This is a genomic window from Mucilaginibacter sp. HD30, from assembly GCF_054061755.1.
Genome location: NZ_JBSSEO010000001.1, coordinates 2902884 through 2922509, shown reverse-complemented (window position 1 = coordinate 2922509; position 19626 = coordinate 2902884). Strand labels below are relative to the sequence as shown.

Genomic DNA, 19626 nt, shown 5'->3' with positions numbered 1-19626 from the left:
AAGCAGTTATTAAAGGTGATCGAAATTTGAAAGTAGCGATATTAAGTAATGATTTTAGAGTTTACTGGAAGGGGCGTTTAGTCTATTTGCAGCAATTTTTATCGGAAAACGGAATACAGCTGCAAGCCATTGAACTTTTTGGTAAAGGATCTCCATATAACTTTGACCTCTACAACAACAATTATTCATGGTGGACATGTTTATTTCCTGATAGTGATGCAACACAATTGTCTAAAAAGGAAATAACAATCAAGATATTTGATACGCTTAACAATTTTAATCCCGATGTAGTTATAACATCACCCATTACCTTTTTCGCGGGTGCGTTGGGCATGAGATGGGCGAAGCAAAAACACAAAAAGCATATCATGTTTGATGATGCTAAGCCCCTTGTTCAGTTTAGAAGGAATAGGCTGGTGCGTTGGGTAAGGGATACTATTACGGCTCAAACAGATGCTTTATGGCTACCATCTGTAGACTACGAATCTGAATACCCCACACTCAACAAAAAAAGTACGCTATTATTTTACGGCTTCAATTGCATTGATAACTCTTTTTTTAAACCTCAAATTCAGAATAAGTTTAACAGTAAAGTAATAATTTGCGTGGCGCGACTGGTGCCTATAAAAAATCTGGAGGCATTGTTATATGCATGGAAAAATGTTGAAGAAACTAATGCCGGCTGGAGTTTAAATATAATAGGAGAGGGACCTTTACACAGCAAATTGAACCGGCTTGCAAAACAGTTAAACTTGCTCCAGATAGCATTTAACGGAGCAGTAAAATATAATGAGTTGCCGGGTTACTTGCATAGTGCTGAGGCACTTATCTTACCCAGTTTTTCAGAAACCTGGGGTTTAGTAGTAAATGAGGCAATGGCATCAGGTTTACCCATATTATTGAGCAATCGGGTAAATGCCGCTAAAAGTTTATTAAAAGACGGTGCCAACGGTTATCTTTTTAATCCTTACGATGAAAGTGCTTTAAGTGCCGTGCTTCTAAAGTTCATTGCTTTAAGTAGCGATCAAAAATTAAAAATGTCTGCCTTGTCATTAGATATTATCAACGATATGGACTATCAGGAAATGGGCATAAACTTACTAAACGCGTTAAATAAGTTGGTAGTTAAAAAGCGCAAAAAAATCAATTTTGTTCCTTACTTATTGTTAAATTTATGGTCCGGTAAGCATGACATTTCCGCTTGGAACAATCTTTAGCGACTTAGAAAACCATTAAACAATTTTATAATGAAATTATACTAAAGTAATTATGATGGCTAAAAAGTCTGAATATATGCCTTACCTTGATGGCCTTAGGGGGGTCGCAATCAGTATAGTCATCTTATCGCATATTGGTTTAGACGGAATTTCGCCCGGAGCCTTAGGTGTAAATCTTTTTTTCTTTTTAAGTGGCTTTTTGATCACTAAGCTTTTGCTTAATGAATTTGAACAAACAGGCACAATCAATTTCAAATTCTTTTACATACGAAGGATTATAAGGCTTTATCCGGCGTTGATAGCAATGATTTGTTTATCAATAGTGATCCTTGTAATAGTCAAAGAAAAAGTATTAACAGGCGCGATATTTTCTTCGTTTTTTTACGCTGCTAATTATTATCTGCTTTACTTTAAGCCACCAGGAGGGGCAAGTGATTACTCAAGCAGCAATATTTTCGACATCATTTGGTCTCTCTCAGTTGAAGAACACTTTTATTTAGTCTTCCCTTTTATTTTTTATATTTTTCGGCGATATACAAGTTACCTTGTGTATTTTTTGTGCTTAATAAGTATCGCTATTTTATGTTACAGGGTTTACCTGATACATGTTTCAACCAGTACTGACTTTACAATTAATAAGATCTACCTTAGTACACAAAGCAGAGCAGATTCAATTATTTGGGGTTGTATACCTGCTATATTGCTATATCAGAACCGAAACCAGGCTTTTATTAAAATGGCTAAATCAACTTGGCCGATTATTGCCGGTATTTTACTCATTTTGGTTTCTTTACTATTCCGCAATTTTGTTTTTAGAGAAACCGCAAGATTCACTGTTCAGGCAATAGCGTTTATATTAATTATTCCTTCATTAGTTTACTATGGCGAAAACTCACCTATGAAGCGAGCATTACAAAACAAAGCTTTGGTTTGGGTTGGCAAGCTTAGCTATTCCCTTTATTTGTTTCATTGGCCGGTAATTATATTAATTAGTCATTATTTTGAGCTATTTAGCTTCCATTGGGAGGTGTTAGTTTTAGTACTGAGCTTTTTGCTTGCCACGGCATCTTACTATTTTATTGAACAACCGTTACTTGCTATACGTAAAAAGTTAGGGTCCAACGTAAAATAAGTACTAATTGGATTAACCGACAGGAAAAATATGTTTAAATGAACATTTAGATTGCCAAAAGATTGATACTTTTAATTACTTTTGTGTGTAAATCACGATAATGTTGCGTAGAACTTGGCCTAAATTCTTTACAGTGTTAACACAGGTCGAAATTCCCATCAGTTTATTTTATTATACCGCTGGAATATGAGTGTAGATCGCACTATAAGTTTATTTGATTATTCTATCTACAGTTCTAATTTAGAATTTATTGATTTAAATTCTAAATACATTATCAACACGATTAACCAATATTCTTATGTTGTAGCGGAGCGAGATGCTGAGTTTAAACAGTCACTGTTAAATTCGGACATACTGCTTCCAGATGGTATCGGCATTGTTGTAGCCACTCAAATTATAAAAGGTAAAAGAATAAAAAAAATTGCCGGGGCCGATCTTCATAAACATTTGTTAAATGAGTTAAACTTAATTTCGGGCAGGTGTTTTTATTTAGGTTCTTCGGATGACACATTAAGGCGAATTAAGGACCGCATTACAGCTGATTACCCACAAATCAATTTTGATTGTTATTCCCCTCCTTACAAAACAGTTTTTAGCAATGAGGATAATCAAATTATCATTGATAAAGTAAATAGTTTTATGCCTACAGTATTATTTGTCGGCATGACGGCACCTAAACAAGAAAAGTGGGTTTATGAACATAAAGATCAACTGCAGGCAAACATAATTTGCTCAATAGGCGCTGTTTTTGATTTTTATGCGGGTACGGTAAAAAGACCAAGCAATTTTATGATAAAAATTGGAATGGAGTGGGCCGGACGTTTATCTAATCAACCCAAACGTTTATGGAAGAGATACATGTATTACGGGCCTGTATTCGTTGCTGATTTAATAAAAGACCTGATAAGTAATATCTCTAATAAGGGCGAGCAATAGTTTGGCTGTATATATCAGTCGGTTATAAACTATCCTAAATATGTGGTGTTTGTAAATTATCTTGAAGCTTTTATATAGCTTCTATTGAGACAAATTAAATTTTTGGAATTATTATTCTAAGGTTTTAAAATTTCGAAATGTAATCTGTTTGCGGGTAATATCTTCATAAATTTCAACCATTTGCTTCGCCTTATTATCCCATGACAATTCTTTTTTTCGTTCAATACAGTTATTTGATTTTTCAATAATTGCATTTCTGTTATTTATTAAAAATTTCAAAATTTCTGCAAAATCTTTTTGGGACTGTTTGGGGTTGGAAAGCCTTATTTTAAAGCCAACCTTGTCATTTATAGAATCACCCTGTCCGCAAGTATCGAAGCATATAACCGGCAAGCAATTAGATATTGCTTCTAACACCACATGAGGAGTACCTTCCGCTACGCTCGTAAAGAACAATAAATCGGTTTCAGACATTAATTTCTGAACTCTGCTATGGGATATTTTGTTATGCCATATACATTTATGTGCTATATTAAGTTTATCAGCCAGCCGCTTATAGAGAACTGATTCTTCTTCTTCACCGCCAACTATATTTAACATTATGTCGAGATCTGAAACAGATCCTACAGTTTTTATCGCTAAAGTCAATTGTTTTCTAAAATCGAACTTACCCACCCATAATAGGTTAAGTGTGGTTTTATTTTTATTTATAACACGTGGACTAACGTCTGTTAAATTACATCCTGTCTCATTAATAAGTACAGCGTTATCGCCAAAATATTTTTTTACCGTTCTCACAGAGTCTGAACTTGCACCGATTACGGCAGATGCTTTTTTAAAAGCCTTTATCACCCTGGGCGAATACTTTAGCTGAAGAATAGTGATGATATTTTTGAGTTTTATGAACAATTTTTGCTTAGCGCTGCCTCCTTGCAGGTATGCTACAGGAAATTTCTCCTTAACATCAACTGGCCCCCACACGAAGGGAATTTCTTCAATTTGCCATAAATATCCCGGCTCTCTGAAGCCAATCATATTTAATTGATGAACAACATCTATGTTAGTCTGCCTTATTATATCTAACGCCATCTCATATGTTTTGCACTGCCATTTTTTGTAATGACTGTAAAATCTCCAATCTCCCTGGTTCCAGCACATTTGTCTAACCTCATCTGAAACTGGATTGTAGTAGAAATGCATATTGGCGCCCTGTGGAAGCGTAGGAAGTATGTGTTCAATTTTATCCCTGAACTCGCCTTCTGTGACGATATGCAATTCGCAATGTTTTGCCAGATGAATACACCAGTTCCAGGCCATTCCCGGTTCACTGCCCATATTTGGAGCACAGGCGTAAGCATTAATGAGGATGGATATTTTATTAGACTGATTGGACATTCCCTAAGTGCTATGTTATAACTGTTATTATAAAACTATTTGAAACGAACCCCAAATACATATTCAATCCCTATTTTTATGTAGCGATTGAATATATAAATTACCGGGATACTCAACGCTATAGTTAGCATTGATATAAGCAAGCATAAAATTATATTGCGTCTAACATCATTTACATCCATTCCTGCTCCTTTTGAAACCACAAAAATAAGAGCTCTATAACTTTGTTCCTGCATTGCTAAAATTACCAACGAATTTTTTCCTATGTATTCTATCACCTTATTTTGACCTATTTGTCCGGCAATTGTAAGATAAAGGCTTATGCCAAAAAGGGCCAAAAAAATAAAGGGGAAATTAGCTGCTTCCATTGTGCCTTGATATCTGCCTAAGCAATAAAGCTGTATCGCAAAACATGCAAATATTATCAACAGCTTTTGAGGTAAAGTACTATTTAAAAAAGATGACAAAGGTTTGCCTTTGCAAAAATAGCCAATGCCATAAAAAACAATTCCAAACATTGCGGTATGCAAACCGAATGGTAAAATGTTTAACTTATAATCATGAATTAAAGAGCCTGCTATAAAAAAAAGAACCAAGACGAAAATAATTGCTATCGCATTCTTTAGTTTCGCTACAAAATAGAACAGCAGTTGAACCGAAAATAAACAAGGTAAAAACCAAAGGGCCCCATTAAAGTTTAAATGTTCACCTTCATATGTTCCATAAGGCAAACCTAATAGCTGATGACCAACACTATAGTTGCCTCTTACCCTTCTTTCTATAAAAAACCAATAAGCAAAGGTGAGCAAGAAAAAAAATACATAGGGTACGTAAATTGTTCTGATTTTGGCTTTAAGGAATGGCCAAAAATTATTGTACCTCTCGCTATCGAATAATAAGCCGGAAATCCAAAAAAATAGCGGCATATGGAAGTCCCAAATGTATTCTCTAATTGTATGATTTCTATTTACATGTCCAAAAACAACAAAGAATATCCCAATTCCCTTCAATATATCTATTGCAGAATTGCGGCTTAGCCCCCCTTGCTTGGGTAAATTAATATGTGCCATATGAACCACTTAAGTTATTTAATTTCCGTAATAAAAATACGCTCCAGGTTCAAATAAAGATTAAGAGAGGAGGGAATTTATATTTAATAGAGTTGTTAGTTGTTTCTAATATTTGCTTTTTCGCACCAACTGATTTTCTAAAAATTGGATGTGATCTTTTTTGACTTTTTCCGAAATAAATCTGTCGCGAATTTTCCTGGCCGGCACCCCCCCCCAAATTTCACAAGCGGGAACATCCTTATTTACTACCGAGCCTGCTGCTATAATAGACCCCTTCCCAATAGTAACCCCTGCTATAACTATGGCATTATGACCAATCCATACATCGTCTTCTACTATGGTAGTTCCATCCTCACCTCTTTCTCCTTGCCATATATATTTACCTGGCTGCGAAAAGTCATGATCGTTCTTCCCAACAAAACAAACCCTACCCGCCATCAATACATAATTGCCAATTTTTACATCAGAAGCCACATTACAATAATTGCCAAATTGTACGTGATGACCAAGTTCTATATCCATTTTTGCGAAGCTGGTATGCGCCATTACTCTAACAAAACCATCATACTTTACCCACGGATATCGTATATGAAAAATATACCACGTTCTTAGAATATTAAAAATATACCTCAAGGTAAAGATAAATTTGCCTGCCCCGTTAGGCATATTTTCATAGTCTATTTTCATGATTGTGATTATTTTACAACGTTTACAAAAGCATCCATATAATCAGAAAAAGATACAGGCATCAGATTTTCTCTATTGGTTTTTTTTGATAACAGATCCCCTTTCTTTAATACACTTGTAAAGTCTGATAAATCATCCGGATCGAAAATATAGCCGTTAATTCCTTCTTCTATGTAATCCAGGGCACCAATATTTTTACTTGTTAAAACGGGGCATCCAAACACTAAAGCTTCATTTACTACAGCTCCAAAAGGTTCGTAACGGCTCGGTAATACAAAAAAAGATGCTGTGCCGTACCATGCATATAATTCCGCCCCATGGAAATATCCTGCAAAAATCACACTGTCCTTTATGCCTAATTCAGCAGCTTGTAACTCCAGTTCTTCACGTTGGCTTCCATTGCCTACCAACACCAACTTATAAGCTGATAAACTTGATTTTGCAAAGGCATTTATTAATAAATCCAATCCTTTTACGTGCTCTAACCGGCCTATGTATAAAACAATGTTGTCTCCTAAGTTAAAGTTGCTTTTAAAATTTTCTGCCTGGGAGTGAAAATTCTTTTTGTACTGTAACAAGGTTTGCGGATTCTGGATATTGGGGCATACTTCTACTTTCAATCTCGGGAAACTCTTTTGATACCATTTTTTTACTTTCTCACTATACACAATAATCCCTGTAGATTGAGTGAGCACATATCCCCTAAATATCTGCTTTAGTTTACCTACACTCTTCGCGATAATCAAATTATCCGAAGTTGTCACGACCAGTTTGAATGAAAATCTTTTAAATTTTAAATATGTAGCCAGAACTATACTTGTTGGTGAGTATTCATGTGTAAACACCACATCTGGATTATACTTTTTTATAAGGCTTCCAATTCCCAGCCGAAATGGCTTAGAGCCTATTAAAAAACCTTTATCCCAAAACACAGTATTTACATTCAGCCTGGACAACAATGACTCCCGGTCATAAGTGAAACCCGATGCTTCTGAATGAAGAAACACAATCGTTAAATCGTATTGCTTCCCCATTTCGTTAAAAACGTCAATGCGCCACGGTGGTAGATAAGTATAAAAAATAAGGGCTTTAGGTTTCACTTTTTTAAATATTTATTTAGAAGAAGTCGAAATAGAAAGCTCAGTGATGTTGTTAATCCCATCACATTAATAGAAAACCCAATGGAGCTGTGTATTTTGCCCGCGTACGAATTCAATATCTCAGTTTTAGAGTTAATAACTTTAGTAAGTGCATTTTTTAGAAATGGAATGCCATGATGAGCGGTATTAAAGAAGATAGTTTTTACCGGCTCCCCTTTTATATGTAGATATTGATTATAATCCCATGAACTTTTTTTGGAGCAAAAATAAAAAATATTACTTCTATTATCTTTTAATACCCCTTTTAAGCTAAAGTATTGATTTATTAAAGGATTCTCAAAATTTCTAAAGACAATAGGGTTAATGCTTTCGTCTGACGTTTCTAATAAGTCGCTTAACATCATCTGCCCATTAAAAGAAAGTACTCTTTCTGCCTTTAACATTATGCCAAACAAAACTGCAGCATACCCCCCTGCGGAACTTCCTATAGTTGTCACTTTGAATCCTTTAGTCTCTTCCTGTAACAACTCAAAAAGTTTTGCAACGGTATTTAATTTTTCGTTTATGCCTTCCAGATACCATTGCTTTTGAATATCTCTTATAAAGATATGCTTATACGCATTCTCAATTCTAGTCCCATACCATTCGTAAGCATTTTTCTCTACAATTCTTTTTTTGAACGCATCTTCACTATTGGGATAATAAATTTCGTGGCTGCTAAAATAAATAGCGCAGATATTGTTTGCGCTATTGGCATCGGCATATTCGATCAGGTAATTATTATTGTTATCATAAACTTGCTTAACAATATTCGAGTCCGTTTGAAATACAAAGGTCATAGTAACAAAATATTTCTTTTATACAGTAAATTTATAGTAATCAACAAGTTTGTTCCATTGGGCCTCATTTTCATTTCGATCAACATTTGATTGCATTAAACTTGTTGTTTGAGAGCCGGACAGAAAAAAAGGTACAGGATACGCGTTAACCTTTACCACACCAACACCTAAATTTAACGCTTGAGCTTTGAGCCACAAATCATCTGCATTTAAAGACAGTTTGCGAATATTATCTATATTAAAAAGTTCGTCAGACCTAAAATTTTTAGGGTATAACACTCCAAAAACCCCGCGTGCCACGTTGGTATCTTCTAAAAATTTTGGACTACAATCGTTTGTTAAAGTTAAGGTACTATTCGCATACCGTAATCTGACAGCAGAGTTGGCACAAACGCAATTATTAAACTCGGTATGTAAGTTAACTAATTGTTTAATAGTATTTGGCCAATAAAATAAATCGTCGTCTATAGTTATTACCTCTCTGTTTGGATAGTTTTTTAGGGAATAGTAATATTTGTTATGTGGCCGTAAATTATATTCTACAAACACTATTTTTAATCCTTTGCCCAGCAAATTCCTTAAAGCTAACGGAACTTCTTCCATTCCTCCTGGAAATTCCTCTTTAGTTAACACAAGAATAATTTTGCCGGGTAATACTGTTTGCATATATAAGCTATAAATTACATAACAAACCGAACCGATTCTTTTTGGAAAACTTGTTAGGCTAACTATAGGCGCTAAACCATCATCTACTAATGGGCTTACGCTAGACTTAATGACATTATATTTTAACCATAAAATAGTTTGAATTATCTGAACGGAAACTAACGAAAACAACCTGAAAAGTATTTTATTGATAAACGTTCTATTTTCAGGTATTGTGCTTTCGTAACGCAAACTGGCATTATAACAATAGTTTACAAATCTTAATAACATATTTAAATAAATTCAGAATACTACAGATGCGTTAGTGTTAAAATAAGCTTGACTGTTACTGATAATTTGTATGATTCTACTAATTGCATACCCTTGGCGAAACACTACTATAATTTCGCATGCTACTTCCAGGCTTAAACCTCATGGAAGAACATTTTTCCTTAATATACGGCCTAACCCCGATTAAAGATGCAAATTGAAATCAAAGAACAGGAACAAGTAACTTATATTCAAATATATAAAACATGAAAAAACTTATTTACTACCAACAACATACTATTGCCATCAAATCAATTCACGTTGCGTTTGCGTTTAATGAAGTGTTTTTGAAACCGCCAATCAGATCTGCAATTTTAAATATTATATTAAAAGTCGCTACGACAATCAAAAATTGTGAATAAAATCCATGTATATAGGGGTATGGATTTACCTCAAGATTAACAACCATCGAGAAATAAAAATAAACCAGCAAAAACTCGATCTTGTTATCCTTAAAAATAAATCTAAAAACATTGCAAAAGTATTTCCATATAAAAAACATAAGAACAAAGTGAAGTATGGCGGCAATTACGCCGATCCAATCCCAATCAGCTACATACCACGTCAATACACTTTCGCCAATGTCAGCTCCTTTGCCTTGGTAAGTATCTCCTAAAATATTAGCCTCACTAATTTTTAGATTTTGTGGGACTAAATATTGGAATATCATGAAAGTTAACTCCCCGTTGCCTCTAAATGAGCGCGTACATGCCCAATGCAAAGCGGTGTAAAGCCCTAATGTTCGTTTGTTATATACGTGTAGCTGAGCTTCTATTTCTGATTTCATGAAGCTATCCATATTGATAGTTGCAAGCACAACCTGACTGAAAGACTCTACCTGAGACCTGGCGGCCAGATTTTTCTTTACAAGCCTGAATGTTTGAGACATTGGAAGCACAAACGCAAAAAATATCAGAACAATAATAAACATACGCACAAAATGTTTTCTTTTAAGCGAATGTTTGTAAACAGTATAATAGTAATGGGCAATAAAAAAGAATAGATTAAGAAACGTTGATTTAGTTGCCAGGAAAGCACATATGACACCAATAGTTAAGGAAATATAGGATATCGCTTTGTATTTAAATGTCTTTTTATGCTTATTATCTAAAATATATTTGTAATTCAGTAATATTAGAACCGGATAAACACTGTAAACAAATATTAATTCAGTGCGCTCTAAAAAGCTAACATTACCACCACCAAACCCTGCAGTTATGTTTGAGTCCATGCTATCTTCAGTCATTCCACTGTAATTTGTAAGTGGAACACTAAATAAAACAAACAGGATAAAAATAGCCGGTATATAAATAGGCTTAACCGCTACCCTGCTATCCCAATACCGTATATATGTACTAATATTTAATGCCGAGTATTTACCGCTATATTTATTGGTAAAAAAAACATCTATCACCAAAATTAAAAGGTGAAAACACAGAATTATAAACGGCGTATAATAATCATGTATATATTCACTTTGGAGCTCAGGCAAATCAATATATAGGGTTTTAATTGGAGTTAATGAATAGAATAAGGTACTGAAGATTAAAAGAACATCAAAGATATTTATATCCTTACGCTTAAGAAATTTTCGTAGCGGATATATTATAGGAATAATTGTTAACAATAAAAGTATTAAAAATACATTATCAGTTAAAAACATATTATATTTTACTTAGAGGTAATGCGTTTACTAAATCAGGCGACAGATTCCACCATTTTTCCGCAATCAAGTTATTGAAAAAAGAAGTGTCTCTATATTTTAAAATTCTTGCTGGAACACCTGCAACAATTGCATATTCCGGAATATCTTTTGTAACAACAGATCCAGCAGCAACTACAGCACCATTTCCAATTGTAATGCCGTTTAATACTATCACCCCGGCGCCTATCCACACATCATGCCCGATATTAATTTGCTTAAATCTTTGAAACCCGTCTTCAGTTACAACAACCTTTGAGTTGTAAAAAAAACTACTGGTTGAAAAGTTATCGAGCGGATGCTCTCCCAATCCAATTAAAACATCGTGAGCAATAGAACAATAGTTGCCGATATTTGCATGTTCAATTCGGGTATCCATATGAACCATTGTGTAACACCCAATATTAGAATGGTTTATTACAGATTTTTCTATTATTGAACCTTTTCCTACTTTACTATCTGCACTAAAAGAGCACCCATCGGTAATTTTAGCACCGTCATATTTAAGCTTATTCATTATGTCTCGCGAGTGTAGGTTAACCAGTTTTATTACACCAATTATTAACCCCAAAGGAGACACTAAAATCCTTAATATTTTCCACTTCATAATAAACTATTACCAGTAACAACCATTTTCCACCTGTATGTAGTTAGCAGGTCTGAAATTAGCACCGGGGCTTACCCAATACTCATTTTTTAATTCTAAATATGCCCCGGTTCTTCCTAATTGCGATTTAGGTGAAGCGTATCCTGGGTTATCCCATCTGTTGCCCCAAACTCCAAACAATAATTGCAACGTTCCACCAATATGTACAGCTTTTTTACCGCCGTGTTTTACATGCGCTGCCAATGGTAGCCCGTAAGCCCCTGCTCCAATTAAGCAAATGTCATAATCACGCTTGTTAATTTCCGCCTTCAGATACTCCAGCGCTTCAAACCAGTCTTTAAAATCATCAGTACCGCCGATGGATTGAACTGCTGTAATAACCTGCAAGTCAAAAACAGGTAAAGTTGCCTTGTTTTTAAATAGTTTGGCCCTATTCGTATCATATTGCTCTTTAATTAAATCAGCAAATGGATGCACCACTAATACTTTCTTTCCCTCAAGTGCTCTGGTCCATGGTTTTTCAGACCAATACGGATCTAAATAGACAAAGTTTATTAATTTTGCTTTAGGAAAATAATGAAGAAATTTATTTTCAGTAGGCTGCCATGAACCTAAAACGTCTATTGATTTAATGCCATCCATCATTAAATCTCCAAATTTTATCAGGTTATCATTTGTAGGTGGATAAAAGCCAGACCAATTCTTCATTTGCTGTCTTAAACTTTCATTCCACCACCATTCAGGTGCTTCTCCATTAATAAATTTCCAGATATTTTTTTCTGTAATTCCCTTAACACCTAAATAATTTACAAGAGCTGAAATTTCAGTTGCCCCAAATCTGGTTATCATACAAGGCCCGTCGGCAACCAGCAGATCATACATGATATCTGAAGCCTTGTCTGGGTTCATTTCGTAATTCGGTAAATTATTTACAACAGGTTTGAAAAGTTTTGAATAAACCTTTCTTAATCCCAATAATGCTTTTTGGGAAAACGAATATTCATTATTATTTTCTTTCATTATTATAGTTTTTTAATTTTTCAATATCAAAATTTCCTTCATCGTTTACCAGAATGAAATCATCTGTTTTAGGATAGTCATGCCAGAAGTTTTCCGGGCATACCTTTATTCCACTTTTATTAAGAAGAGCCGGTTTATAGGAAAATGAACTTTTACTGGTAATTAAAACATCTGCATAAATAAAATGCAAAAAAGAATTTTCTACATCCATATCTAAACACCAATGTATATTAGGTATAGCATGGAACTCTTTAAAATCTTCCATTTTGCCTTGAGAAAAAAAATAGACATGTATTGGCTTAACTGTATTAATGCCAGTTAAAACTTTTTTTAACACTCTAACAAAATACTCGTTATCCAGGTATCTTTTAGCCATCCCCGGGCTGCTCAGGTCAGCCAATATATCACCTCTGCGTACGTGAATGGCAACGTTGTAGCAGTCTTTTAAAAAGGTTACTTGCTCCTTTTTTCGTGCGTCAGCTTTGTAAAACTTATTCTGTATATCGGCCATTACCCCATACTGACCTCTGTAGTGTTGATCCTGTTCACAAAGGATTACAGTTTTGGTGCCGTTATGGGTTGCTATTATTTTTCTAATAAATTCTATTTCGTTTGGCTCATCTTCATTAAAAAGCGGGATACGCCTTACTTTGTATCCATCTTTTAAAAGTTCATCTACCGACTTTTCCTTAGATCCAAATGCAAAAAAGTTTTCCCACTTTTTTGGGGAAAAAGGCAGATGAGCAAATTTTAGGTCAAACTGTTTGGCCCACCAATATCCCGATATCCAGTTGGCCAGCTGATGACCTATGCCTGCACCACGATTAGGACGTGCTGTAAAATACAAGGTATTACCTGTTTCAGCAACCTTTTTTTTAGAAAATAAATAATGCCAATAAGATTTATAAATATAAGGGTAAACCGGGGTTTGTTTAAATCTGGAAACAATTTTTTCCCACAGTTTACGCTCTATTTTTTCTATTGTATATTTCATTTTCTCATCTATCACTTTGCACTCCCCAAAAATTTAAACAACTCATATTTTTGGTAATACAACCTCAAAGTATTTTTTATTGACACCTTAATAAAATAAAAAGGTAATAAATTTTTCCGAATTTGAATAGGCTTATTTTCAATAATTATTGCTTGTAGATCCCTATTTTTCAAATCCCAATATTGCAATGCCTTTTTGCTTAAAATGTCAGGAACATCAGCGTTCTTCACGCTATTTGTTATATCTTCTACACTATAATCGGTTTCAATAACACCCGGAATATCTGCTGAATAAAGGCTCTTTTCGGAAATTAAATAACAACCATTTAAAGGAGCGTGCCAAAACCGTCCAGAAAAAGTTACCCCTCTTTGAAAAGGATACATCAAACCTAACGCATATTTGGATCGGGCATATATTTTAGATACATCAAAAAGACCTGATTTGCCATGGTACTTGTTTTTGTCTTCTAATTGCCAATTCATTCCCCAAATATCCGCATTCAGCGCTTTAACAGCAGCATTAAATTTCTCGCGAACGGCATCACTGTCATCTATCTTTTTAAAATTGCCAATGTGCACGAAATCATATTTTTTTAGTTGAACTTTTTCTACCCATAACGAAGTTTCTACGGGAGGAAAAGCTATATAAATATGATCATCAGGGAAAGCAAGTTTATTAGCAATATGCTGTTTGTGTTGTGGTGCAGTGGTAAAAATATATGTTTTTGCATAATCAAGGGAGCGAATACATTCATCATAACCCCATCCTCCATAATCATAAACGTGTATCTGTTCAAAATTAGTAGTGTCGGCTTCAATAGGTTTATCTACTGCTCTCAATATTACTAACAGGTTGGCATCAAATAACTTTTCAGAGAAAACTGTCCAATAACCCAACTTTTTGTAAAAGGCTTGCAAATTTAATGCAACATCTAAATCAAGGCCATTTTGTCCATAAATAAGGCAGGTTGTCATTTCGCTCGTTTTAAAATTAAACTTTTTTTGTTCTTTTTAGTAGCAATGAATTGAACCATCGCAGCATAGGGGATTCTATTAGCTTATAGTAAACAACGCCAGCTATGGTTGCTGATATTACCGAAAATATAATTAAAAAATCCAATGGAATGAATTTTAAATGATCAATAAATTTATTTACAAAACTTATAAAAAGTGTGTGTATCAAGTATATAGAGAAAGATGCATCTCCAAGTAGTAGCATTATTTTGTTATTAAATTTCACTCCGCCGTTTTGTTCTAAAAAAATAATTCCGAAAACAATAGATGCACTTGGTAACCCCCATAATAAAAAGCGAGTGAGATAACTAATAAGATTAATACTTGTGGGATGATTGAAATCATTGTAACCCCGGCCGGTTAAGATGATGATTACATACCATACAAGGCCGATAATGATTGACGAAATATAAGACGTTGCTCTTAGTGTTGTTTGTTTGTTTGATAAAATTAATGCAATTAAAACGCCTAAACAGAATTCTAATGCTAAAGGATTGGCAATGAAATTATATTGGCTGTTATTGATCGGGAAAACGAGTCCGACAATTGTTGTGACAACAAATATCGATACCAGCAAAAGTCCTTTTTTATTTACTGAAGTTGCTATTAAAACTGCGAATACCATATAAAATAACCATTCATATGCTAATGTCCATCCCACGTATAAAATTGGCTTCCATGTAACCGCTTCCGTTACAAAGACAGGAACAATTGTTAGCGTCATCAACAATTCATCAACCGGAACAAATGTATTGGGTTTTGAAATAAACCTCAAAATTAAAGCAATTATACTTGCAACGTAATAAGTAGGGTTGATACGAACGAATCGTTTTTTTAGGAACCTTACAGCATCATCAACGCCATTAAGGTGCATAGATACATATGCAATTATAAAACCGGAGATAACAAAAAATATGTCAACCCCAATTGCCCCAAATTGTTTTAAGTAATAAAATGATGTCTGAGACGAACTTCCATGTCCAATAAATTTCAAGCAATGGTGATATACTACTAAAATTGCAGCAATTGCTCTTAAATATTGTATAGAATTAATCTTTCTGTCATTTCTCATTTTCTCATTTTTTGTGCTGCAGATATCTGTAATGCTTCAGCAATTACGTGGTGCATATCCATATATCTATAAGTAGCAAGGCGGCCAATAAAAGAAACATGTTCTAATTGTTTTGCTTCCTCCTGGTACAGAGCAAGTTTTTCCATGTCGTCCTTTAATCTTTTAGGATAGTAAGGCACATCTTGTTCGCTGGTTTCTTTGCTGTATTCTTTAAAATATGTTGTTTTATTATGCTGCTCCCAAGGCGTAAAATGTTTATGCTCATGCACCCTTGTATAGGGCACTTCAGGATCGGCATAGTTAATAACCGGATTTCCCTGGTAATCCCCGTCAGCAACACCTTTTTCAAAATAAACTGTTCTATAGGATAGTCTGCCGTGTCGATAATTAAAATAGGCATCTATAGGGCCGGAATAAAACACGTGGTCATACTCAGATACATCCCACATGGTATCGAATTTGGTATTCAAATGTACCGTAATATTTGGGGCGGAAAGCATTTTCTCAAAAATACCAGTATACCCGTCTTTCGGAATTCCCTGGTAAGGATTAGCATAATAATTGTCATCGTAATTAAACCTTACAGGCAAGCGCTTAAGGATACCTGCCGGCAGTTCAGTAGGCTCGCAACCCCATTGTTTTTTTGTATAGCCGTAAAAAAATGCTTTATATAAATCTTCGCCGATAAACTTCATTGCCTGCTCCTCAAAATTTTGAGGTTCTTCTATGTTCTTACTGGCAATAGATGCTATAAAAAGTTTCGCCTCTTTAGGGTTTAAGGTTTTATTAAAAAACTGATTAATAGTATGCAGGTTAATAGGCATAGAATATACCTTGCCTTTGTATACCGATTTTACCCGGTTTACAAACGGCATCATTTCACAAAACTGTTGAATATAATTCCATACCTCCAAATTATCTGTATTAAAAATGTGAGGCCCGTATTTATGGATCATTACGTTGGTTTCTGCATCTCGTTCTGTGTAGCAGTTGCCACCAATATGGCTTCGCTCATCAATTACAACAATGTTGTTTTCTGCGTCCTTGCTTAATTGTTCTGCAATTACAGCGCCCGAAAATCCGGAGCCGATAACTAAAAATTTTTTCTTGTACATTATCTATAAAAATTTCAGTGTTCTCTTATTAAAATTTAACTTGGAAACGAATTGTGCCAATATTACCCGAATGTTCTTTTTTTCTTCAGAATTTAAACCGATGAAATAAAAACTCACTGTATAAAAAGCCACTGTAAACACAGCAGTTAAACAGAGCCTAAAAAAGCCTTCTTGTAAAAAATGAATTAAAATATAACCGCTTACCAGCACTATGCCAAATGCCAGCGTACAACGCACAATAACATTCCAAAAATATCCGCTAAAGGATATATTGCAAAGCTTATCGGCATAGTACATTACCAGAAAATTTTGTATGAGACTAACTCCTGCAGTTATTGCATAAATTACATATGCTTGCGCACCAAAGCTATATGCTATGTAAGAAATAAGTAATGGAAGAAATAGAAAAACTGAATTTGCCATTTGAAACGGTTTAATTTTACCTATTGCTGCAATAGCTTGGGGTAAAAATAAAACCAGATCATTAATAAAATTAGTCAACAATAATAGCCAGCAAAATATTTGAGCATATTGTGGTGGTTTTTTTAACCATAATTTTAAAATAAATGGCATTTCAATCATAAATGCCAAAAACATAAAAGTCACTACAAATAAAATTATTTTGGTGCCTAAAACGGTGGTCTTCACCATTAGTTCATGATTATCAGCTCCAGCACTTTTTGCAATAATGGGTGTTATAGCCTTTTTAATACTTGAACCCAGTACTCCAAGCTGACCAGACACCTGATTGGCTATACCTTGAGAGGCGTTTGCAATCGTTCCGTGGAATATATTAATTAATATCCCTGTTCCTGACTGCGATAATACGCCAGACATACTACCTAACAAGTTCCACGCGGCAAAACTCCTCATTTCTTTCATCAGTTTTTTATCCCAATACTTTCGGGGCGCAACTACACACTCCTCGTATTTTCGGTGGCAGTATATCCGCATAATGGCCATAATAACTAACGGTATTCCTGCCATCATTACTCCGTAAATAACCAGTTTATCGCCGGCAAGATAAACTACCGACAATGCTACACCCAGTTTTAATACAGATTCAATAATCCCTACAATAGCATAATACTTCATGTTCTCGCGGGCATTAAGCACTGCGTCATAAGGTACGGTCATTACTGTAAACATGGTGCTTACAATCAGGCTACCATAAACTACTTTGGCAGCACCTAACCTGTTGGCATCAATATTCAACAACCCGTTGAAAAAGAAATATCCTGCAATCAATAAACCAACACCTAACAATAAGGCAATAAAAAAGTGAAGCACTACGCTAATGTTAAATATTTTCTTCTGCTTTTCCTTGTCGCCTTCTCCTTCGGAGAAACTCATAAATCTTTGGGTAGCACCCGCCATTGCAGCATTCAAAAACCCAAGCATGGCAATGGCTCCGCCAACAACATTAAAAACACCAAAATCTTTTTCTCCCAGCGCATTGAGTACTAAACGGGTGATATATAGTGAGATAAACATCGTTATGCACATTTTGGTGTACAAAAAGCCGGTGTTTTTTATAACCCTGTTGGCGGTACTCATTTAGTTTGATTGTTCGAGATTATTAATTTATGCACAGGTATAGCAGTCTTAAAAACAAAATTTAAGCCTTTCGGCCGAGCTTACTTTTAAAAGGTGTAAAATACGATTTTCATACAACAAAAGCTGTTTTTATATGATAATCATTTTTTATTCCTAAAAATATTATGATTAATCATTGATGGCGATAATTGATTGATAAAAATTTTCAATGGACAACGTTTGAGCAGCTTTTACTGCCGCCGTTTTTTTGCTAATTAAAACATCCGTGTTTTTTTGTAAATAATTTAATGCTTTACTGAAGCTGGCACTATCATTATCGCATAAAATTGAATTGTCTTCATTACAATAATCGCGTATTGAGCCTACATCATTGGCAACCACCACAAGACCCATTGCCATTGAAGTGGTTATAGCATTGCTGCCTACAGTGTAATAAAGTACATTGAGGGATACATCAGCCTCTGCCATGAGGCTTTTTAGTTTGTCTTCAGACACATAGCCCACAATGCTTACATTTTTTAGTTTTCTGAACTCGTCTGATATTGTTTGTTTACTAATACAAAATGTAAAATGTACGCCAGGGGTATTGACAAATACTTCATAAAGCAAATGATAATTTCTTTTTACATTACCAATTATTATAGCGTTTAACCTGGTGATTATTTGTTGCGTTTTTATGTTATTGCTGTTATAATAGTCAACATCAACATAATGAAAAGTAGTAACCATTTTTTCGGGGCTTACACCACGTTTAATAAAATAAGCGGTTAATGAACTTCCTAATGTTAATAGCTTATCAAGAACCTGTGTCTGTTTGCAAATCTCTTTATCGTTTGGAAAAAGAAGATCAAGTTCTTCTGGAGTATGATGTGCAAGCGCGTAAATTCTAATTTTCTTGCTAAGCCTTCTGCACATTTTTGAAATTCTGTACTGCTCAACATACTCAGAAAAATATTCCATTAAAAAGAGCTTATCGTTTTTTTTAATCCTAATTGCAACATATATTGAAATGAACGAGTATAGAAGATTTTGTAAATCTTTACCAAGTCTACCCCCTTTGTTAAATACAATATGAGGAACAACTATAATCTTTACGTTTTCGGGGTCAAGTTTTTTAATGCTTTTGCATAAATGGGCCATCCCTGCATGATTAGCTTTTGTTGTTTCCCAGTCCTGAACTACAAAATACCTCATT

At 34.6% G+C, this 19626-nt stretch carries 18 protein-coding genes; 3 read left to right on the top strand and 15 right to left on the bottom strand.

Annotation, left to right across the window (positions count from 1 at the left end):
* Nucleotides 1-26: 26 nt before the first annotated feature.
* The 3 genes from ACVW2L_RS13975 (at nt 27) to ACVW2L_RS13965 (ending at nt 3285) form a co-directional block, all read left to right on the top strand.
* Nucleotides 27-1217 carry a glycosyltransferase family 4 protein gene (locus ACVW2L_RS13975; protein ID WP_457128585.1) on the top strand — a complete coding sequence of 397 codons (1191 nt, stop codon included), beginning with the start codon at nt 27-29 and terminating at the stop codon, nt 1215-1217.
* A 52-nt stretch (nt 1218-1269) separates the two neighbouring features.
* Nucleotides 1270-2349 carry an acyltransferase family protein gene (locus ACVW2L_RS13970; protein WP_457128584.1) on the top strand — a complete coding sequence of 360 codons (1080 nt, stop codon included), beginning with the start codon at nt 1270-1272 and terminating at the stop codon, nt 2347-2349.
* Nucleotides 2350-2535: 186 nt separating this feature from the next.
* Entirely contained in the window at nt 2536-3285 is a 750-nt protein-coding gene (locus ACVW2L_RS13965) for a WecB/TagA/CpsF family glycosyltransferase (protein WP_457128583.1), read from the top strand.
* Between the two features lie 111 nt (nt 3286-3396).
* On the opposite strand, the gene ACVW2L_RS13960 is transcribed toward ACVW2L_RS13965, so the two are convergent.
* The 15 genes from ACVW2L_RS13960 to ACVW2L_RS13890 all read right to left on the bottom strand — a co-directional run bounded on the left by ACVW2L_RS13960 (nt 3397) and on the right by ACVW2L_RS13890 (nt 19625).
* On the bottom strand, nt 3397-4680 hold the full coding sequence (locus tag ACVW2L_RS13960) for a glycosyltransferase (RefSeq protein WP_457128582.1): 1284 nt from the start codon (nt 4678-4680) through the stop codon (nt 3397-3399).
* Nucleotides 4681-4715: 35 nt separating this feature from the next.
* Nucleotides 4716-5750, bottom strand: a complete 1035-nt coding sequence (locus tag ACVW2L_RS13955) for an acyltransferase family protein (RefSeq protein ID WP_457128581.1) — start codon at nt 5748-5750, stop codon at nt 4716-4718.
* 105 nt (nt 5751-5855) lie between these two features.
* Nucleotides 5856-6437 carry an acyltransferase gene (locus ACVW2L_RS13950; protein WP_457128580.1) on the bottom strand — a complete coding sequence of 194 codons (582 nt, stop codon included), beginning with the start codon at nt 6435-6437 and terminating at the stop codon, nt 5856-5858.
* Between the two features lie 8 nt (nt 6438-6445).
* A complete protein-coding gene (locus ACVW2L_RS13945; protein ID WP_457128579.1) occupies nt 6446-7537 on the bottom strand; it encodes a glycosyltransferase in 1092 nt (363 codons plus the stop codon).
* On the bottom strand, nt 7534-8376 hold the full coding sequence (locus ACVW2L_RS13940; protein ID WP_457128578.1) for a hypothetical protein: 843 nt from the start codon (nt 8374-8376) through the stop codon (nt 7534-7536). Before ACVW2L_RS13940 ends, ACVW2L_RS13945 begins: the two co-directional genes overlap by 4 nt.
* Before the next feature lie 18 nt (nt 8377-8394).
* The gene (locus ACVW2L_RS13935) at nt 8395-9312 is read right to left on the bottom strand and encodes a hypothetical protein (RefSeq protein ID WP_457128577.1); all 918 of its coding nucleotides are present in this window, start codon (nt 9310-9312) and stop codon (nt 8395-8397) included.
* A gap of 295 nt (nt 9313-9607) precedes the next feature.
* Complete coding sequence (locus ACVW2L_RS13930) at nt 9608-11014, bottom strand: hypothetical protein (RefSeq protein ID WP_457128576.1); 1407 nt, start codon at nt 11012-11014, stop codon at nt 9608-9610.
* 1 nt (nt 11015) lies between these two features.
* Nucleotides 11016-11570: a CatB-related O-acetyltransferase gene (locus tag ACVW2L_RS13925; RefSeq protein WP_457128575.1), complete on the bottom strand. Its 555-nt coding sequence runs from the start codon at nt 11568-11570 to the stop codon at nt 11016-11018.
* Nucleotides 11571-11669: 99 nt separating this feature from the next.
* Nucleotides 11670-12680, bottom strand: coding sequence for a hypothetical protein (locus tag ACVW2L_RS13920; RefSeq protein WP_457128574.1), 1011 nt, complete (start codon nt 12678-12680; stop codon nt 11670-11672).
* Nucleotides 12667-13689 carry a hypothetical protein gene (locus ACVW2L_RS13915; protein ID WP_457128573.1) on the bottom strand — a complete coding sequence of 341 codons (1023 nt, stop codon included), beginning with the start codon at nt 13687-13689 and terminating at the stop codon, nt 12667-12669. The genes ACVW2L_RS13920 and ACVW2L_RS13915 overlap by 14 nt, the downstream gene beginning before the upstream one ends.
* Nucleotides 13686-14648, bottom strand: a complete 963-nt coding sequence (locus tag ACVW2L_RS13910; RefSeq protein WP_457128572.1) for a hypothetical protein — start codon at nt 14646-14648, stop codon at nt 13686-13688. Before ACVW2L_RS13910 ends, ACVW2L_RS13915 begins: the two co-directional genes overlap by 4 nt.
* 16 nt (nt 14649-14664) lie before the next feature.
* Nucleotides 14665-15759: an acyltransferase family protein gene (locus tag ACVW2L_RS13905; protein WP_457128571.1), complete on the bottom strand. Its 1095-nt coding sequence runs from the start codon at nt 15757-15759 to the stop codon at nt 14665-14667.
* Nucleotides 15756-16874: a UDP-galactopyranose mutase gene (gene glf, locus ACVW2L_RS13900; RefSeq protein ID WP_457128570.1), complete on the bottom strand. Its 1119-nt coding sequence runs from the start codon at nt 16872-16874 to the stop codon at nt 15756-15758. Before glf ends, ACVW2L_RS13905 begins: the two co-directional genes overlap by 4 nt.
* 3 nt (nt 16875-16877) lie before the next feature.
* Nucleotides 16878-18431 carry an MATE family efflux transporter gene (locus tag ACVW2L_RS13895; RefSeq protein ID WP_457128569.1) on the bottom strand — a complete coding sequence of 518 codons (1554 nt, stop codon included), beginning with the start codon at nt 18429-18431 and terminating at the stop codon, nt 16878-16880.
* A gap of 168 nt (nt 18432-18599) precedes the next feature.
* Nucleotides 18600-19625 (bottom strand): glycosyltransferase, encoded by a 1026-nt coding sequence (locus ACVW2L_RS13890; protein WP_457128568.1) that lies wholly within the window; start codon nt 19623-19625, stop codon nt 18600-18602.
* Nucleotide 19626 lies beyond the last annotated feature (1 nt).

Bases quoted from the DNA above. Each gene is read 5' to 3' on its own strand.
- ACVW2L_RS13910 (WP_457128572.1), bottom strand. From the start codon at position 14,648: ATGACAACCTGCCTTATTTATGGACAAAATGGCCTTGATTTAGATGTT.
- ACVW2L_RS13920 (WP_457128574.1), bottom strand. From the start codon at position 12,680: ATGAAAGAAAATAATAATGAATATTCGTTTTCCCAAAAAGCATTATTG.
- ACVW2L_RS13935 (WP_457128577.1), bottom strand. From the start codon at position 9,312: ATGTTATTAAGATTTGTAAACTATTGTTATAATGCCAGTTTGCGTTAC.
- ACVW2L_RS13955 (WP_457128581.1), bottom strand. From the start codon at position 5,750: ATGGCACATATTAATTTACCCAAGCAAGGGGGGCTAAGCCGCAATTCT.
- ACVW2L_RS13960 (WP_457128582.1), bottom strand. From the start codon at position 4,680: ATGTCCAATCAGTCTAATAAAATATCCATCCTCATTAATGCTTACGCC.
- ACVW2L_RS13950 (WP_457128580.1), bottom strand. From the start codon at position 6,437: ATGAAAATAGACTATGAAAATATGCCTAACGGGGCAGGCAAATTTATC.
- ACVW2L_RS13925 (WP_457128575.1), bottom strand. From the start codon at position 11,570: ATGAATAAGCTTAAATATGACGGTGCTAAAATTACCGATGGGTGCTCT.
- ACVW2L_RS13940 (WP_457128578.1), bottom strand. From the start codon at position 8,376: ATGACCTTTGTATTTCAAACGGACTCGAATATTGTTAAGCAAGTTTAT.
- glf (WP_457128570.1), bottom strand. From the start codon at position 16,874: ATGTACAAGAAAAAATTTTTAGTTATCGGCTCCGGATTTTCGGGCGCT.
- ACVW2L_RS13890 (WP_457128568.1), bottom strand. From the start codon at position 19,625: ATGAGGTATTTTGTAGTTCAGGACTGGGAAACAACAAAAGCTAATCAT.
- ACVW2L_RS13965 (WP_457128583.1), top strand. From the start codon at position 2,536: ATGAGTGTAGATCGCACTATAAGTTTATTTGATTATTCTATCTACAGT.
- ACVW2L_RS13930 (WP_457128576.1), bottom strand. From the start codon at position 11,014: ATGTTTTTAACTGATAATGTATTTTTAATACTTTTATTGTTAACAATT.
- ACVW2L_RS13895 (WP_457128569.1), bottom strand. From the start codon at position 18,431: ATGAGTACCGCCAACAGGGTTATAAAAAACACCGGCTTTTTGTACACC.
- ACVW2L_RS13970 (WP_457128584.1), top strand. From the start codon at position 1,270: ATGATGGCTAAAAAGTCTGAATATATGCCTTACCTTGATGGCCTTAGG.
- ACVW2L_RS13905 (WP_457128571.1), bottom strand. From the start codon at position 15,759: ATGAGAAATGACAGAAAGATTAATTCTATACAATATTTAAGAGCAATT.